This window comes from Streptomyces aurantiacus JA 4570 (assembly GCF_000414115.1).
Lineage (GTDB): Bacteria > Actinomycetota > Actinomycetes > Streptomycetales > Streptomycetaceae > Streptomyces > Streptomyces aurantiacus_A.
In genome coordinates, this window is the sequence record NZ_AOPZ01000127.1 from 1 (window position 1) to 3,968 (window position 3,968).

Genomic DNA, 3,968 nt, shown 5'->3' on the forward strand with positions numbered 1-3,968 from the left:
CGGCTCGGCGGCCGGAGCGGGCTCGGCGGCCGGGGCCGGAGCCTCGGCGGGGGCGCCGGAGCCGTCGTCGATGACGGCCAGCTCGGCGCCGACCTCGACGGTCTCGTCCTCGGCGACCTTGATGGAGGCGAGCACGCCGGCGGCGGGGGAGGGGATCTCGGTGTCGACCTTGTCGGTCGAGACCTCGAGCAGCGGCTCGTCGGCCTCGACGCGCTCGCCCTCGGCCTTCAGCCAGCGGGTGACAGTGCCTTCAGTGACGCTCTCACCGAGCGCCGGAAGGGTTACGGAAACCGACATGGTTTCTGTTGCTCCTTAACTACGTACGTATGTGGTCGTCGCGCCCGTGGGACTGAAGGCTCAGTCGTGGGAGTGCAGCGGCTTGCCGGCGAGGGCGAGGTGGGCCTCGCCGAGCGCCTCGTTCTGCGTCGGGTGGGCGTGGATGAGCTGGGCCACCTCGGCGGGCAGCGCTTCCCAGTTGTAGACCAGCTGGGCCTCGCCCACCTGCTCACCCATGCGGTCGCCGACCATGTGGACGCCGACCACGGCACCGTCCTTGACCTGGACGAGCTTGATCTCGCCCGCGGTCTTGAGGATCTTGCTCTTGCCGTTGCCCGCGAGGTTGTACTTCAGAGCGACGACCTTGTCCGCGCCGTAGATCTCCTTGGCCTTGGCCTCGGTGATGCCCACGGAGGCGACCTCGGGGTGGCAGTACGTCACCCGGGGCACGCCGTCGTAGTCGATCGGGACGGTCTTGAGACCGGCCAGACGCTCCGCCACCAGGATGCCCTCGGCGAAGCCGACGTGCGCGAGCTGGAGCGTCGGGACCAGGTCACCGACGGCCGAGATCGTGGGCACGTTGGTCTGCATGTACTCGTCGACCAGGACATAGCCGCGGTCCATCGCGACGCCCTGCTCCTCGTACCCGAGGCCCTGCGAGACCGGGCCGCGGCCGATGGCGACGAGCAGCACCTCGGCCTCGAAGGTCTTGCCGTCGGCGAGGGTGACGCGCACGCCGTTCTCGGTGTACTCGGCCTTGTCGAAGAAGGTGCCGAGGTTGAACTTGATGCCGCGCTTGCGGAAGGCGCGCTCAAGAAGCTTGGAGCTGTTCTCGTCCTCGACGGGCACCAGGTGCTTGAGGCCCTCGACGACGGTCACGTCGGTCCCGAAGGACTTCCAGGCGGAGGCGAACTCGACGCCGATGACGCCGCCGCCGAGGACGATCGCCGACTCCGGCACGCGGTCCAGGACCAGCGCGTGGTCGGAGGAGAGGATGCGGTTGCCGTCGATCTCCAGGCCGGGCAGCGACTTCGGCACGGAGCCGGTCGCCAGGAGGATGTGACGGCCCTGGACGCGCTGGCCGTTCACGTCCACGGAGGTCGGGGACGACAGGCGGCCCTCGCCCTCGATGTAGGTGACCTTGCGCGAGGCGACCAGGCCCTGCAGGCCCTTGTACAGGCCGGCGATCACGTCGTCCTTGTACTTGTGGACGCCCTTGATGTCGATGCCCTCGAAGGTGGCCTTGACGCCGAACTGGTCGGCCTCGCGCGCCTGGTCGGCGATCTCGCCGGCGTGCAGCAGGGCCTTCGTGGGGATGCAGCCGTTGTGCAGGCAGGTGCCGCCGAGCTTGTTCTTCTCGATCAGTGCGACGTCGAGACCCAGCTGCGAGGCGCGCAGGGCCGCGGCGTAACCGCCGCTACCGCCGCCGAGGATCACTAGGTCGAAAACGGTGCTGGCGTCGTTCGCCACGTCACGTCCTCCATGCATGTGCGCCGTGCGCCGGACCCCTCTTACCGGGGACGACCGGTCGGTCGGCTGGTATTCGGCCGCTCTTCTTCGGCCCTTTGGTGGGGGCCCTGTCCTGCCGAGAACCCATCTTCGCACTTGTCGGCGACAGGCGGGACGCCGGGCCGGGCGTGGGGCGGGCTGATCGCCCGTAGCGGGGGGTCAGGGCCACGTACGAACGGCACGGATTTCGTTGACAGCGAAATCTTCGGGCGCCGCTTCGTACGCTACTTCGTACGTCGACGAGCGGGTCCGCGCGCAGGGCCCCGGGGACGAGGGCCTCCCGGGGCCGTACGCGTGGCGTGCCGGTCAGCCCAGGTCGCCCGCGGCCGTGCGCTCCGCGAGGCGCACCAGGGTGCGCACCGCGGAACCGGTGCCGCCCTTGGGGGTGTAGCCGAAGGGGGCGGACTCGTTGTAGGCGGGGCCCGCGATGTCCAGGTGGGCCCAGGCGATGCCCTGGCCGACGAACTCCTTCAGGAAGAGACCGGCGACCAGGCCGCCGCCCATCCGCTCGCCCATGTTGGCGATGTCGGCGGTGGGGGAGTCCATGCCCTTGCGCAGGTGCTCGGGCATCGGCATCGGCCAGGACGGCTCGCCGACCTCCTCCGCGATCTCGTGGACCGAGGCGCGGAAGGCGTCGTCGTTGGCCATGATGCCGAAGGTGCGGCCGCCCAGGGCCATCATCATGGCGCCGGTCAGCGTGGCCACGTCGACGATCGCGTCGGGCTTCTCCTCGGACGCCTTGGTGAGGGCGTCGGCGAGCACCAGACGGCCCTCGGCGTCGGTGTTCAGGACCTCCACCGTCTTGCCGCTGTACATCCGCAGGACGTCGCCGGGGCGCGTTGCGGAGCCGGAGGGCATGTTCTCGGCGAGCGCGAGCCAGCCGGTGACGTTGACCTCGAGGCCCAGGCGCGCGGCGGAGATCACGGCCGCGAACACGGCGGCGGCGCCGCTCATGTCGCACTTCATGGTCTCGTTGTGACCGGCGGGCTTCAGCGAGATGCCGCCCGAGTCGTACGTGATGCCCTTGCCGACGAAGGCGAGGTGCTTCTTGGCCTTGCCCGACGTGTACGACAGCTTCACCAGGCGCGGCGGGGCGTCCGAGCCCACGCCGACGCCGAGGATGCCGCCGAAGCCGCCCTTGGCGAGCGCCTTCTCGTCCAGGACCTGGATCTTGACGCCGTGCTCCTTGGCGGCGGCGGTGGCGACCGCGGCGAACGCCTCCGGGTTGAGGTCGTTCGGCGGAGTGTTGATCAGGTCGCGGCAGCGGTTCAGCTCTTCGGAGACGGCGATCGCGCGCTCGACGGCGGCCTTGTGGGCCTTGTCGCGCGGCTTGGCGCCGAGCAGGGCGACGTCGGCGAGCGGCGCCTTGGCGCCCTTCTCGTCCTTGTCGGCCTTGCCGCCCTTGCCCTTGGCGGTCTTGGCCGCCTTGGCGCCGTTGGCGCCGTTGCCCTTGTAGGCGTCGAAGGAGTACGCGCCGAGGAGCGCGCCCTCCGCGATCGCGCCCGCGTGTCCTGCGTCCTCGACGGGCAGCGCGAAGCCCGCCTTCTTGGTGCCCGCGAGGGCCCGGGCGGCGGCACCGGCGGCGCGGCGCAGCACCTCGGCGTCGTACGCCGCGTCCTTCTCGGGGACCGCGCCGAGGCCGACTGCCAGGACGACGGGCGCCTTGAAACCGGACGGCGCGGGCAGCTTCGTCACCTCACCCTCGCCGCCCGAGGCGCCGAGGGTCTCCAGGACGGAAGCGAGCTTGCCGTCGTACGCCTTGTCCACGGACTCGGCGCCGGGGGCCACGACCGGCCCCTTGGCGCCTTTCGCGACACCGACGACGATCGCGTCGGCGCGCAGGCCGGGCGCGGCGGCGGTGCTGAGAGTCAGAGCAGTCACGGTGCTGAAGTCCCTCTTTCTTTGGAGGTTTTCTTGAGTTCTTGCGGGCTTTTGGGTGGTGAGCCCGTCGCGAGCCTACGCCCGCAAGTGTTGCGGTGCGCCTCACTGTGCGTGGTGGCCGAGCGTGAGCACAAGGAGGACGGTGGTGGCGGCGGTTTCGGCGAGTCCGCCGAAGACGTCGCCGGTGACGCCGCCGAAGCGGCGCAGACAATGGCGCAGGAGCAGGTGGGCCGCGGCGCAGGCCAGCAGGACCGCGGCGGCGTACTGGATCATGCGGGGCGCGCCGCCGGGCAGGCCCGCCG

The 3,968-nt window shown here is 70.7% G+C and carries 4 protein-coding genes; all 4 read right to left on the minus strand.

Translation table 11 applies throughout. The features are described from left to right. A partial coding sequence (locus tag STRAU_RS14750) for a biotin/lipoyl-containing protein (protein ID WP_037659493.1) occupies positions 1 to 297 on the minus strand: 297 nt, incomplete at its 3' end. A gap of 60 nt (positions 298 to 357) precedes the next feature. Next, the gene (gene lpdA, locus STRAU_RS14755; protein WP_016641125.1) at positions 358 to 1,746 is read right to left on the minus strand and encodes a dihydrolipoyl dehydrogenase; all 1,389 of its coding nucleotides are present in this window, start codon (positions 1,744 to 1,746) and stop codon (positions 358 to 360) included. A gap of 345 nt (positions 1,747 to 2,091) precedes the next feature. Beyond that, a complete protein-coding gene (locus STRAU_RS14760; protein ID WP_016641127.1) occupies positions 2,092 to 3,666 on the minus strand; it encodes a leucyl aminopeptidase in 1,575 nt (524 codons plus the stop codon). Between the two features lie 102 nt (positions 3,667 to 3,768). Then, a partial coding sequence (locus STRAU_RS40195) for an adenosylcobinamide-GDP ribazoletransferase (RefSeq protein WP_078621214.1) occupies positions 3,769 to 3,968 on the minus strand: 200 nt, incomplete at its 5' end.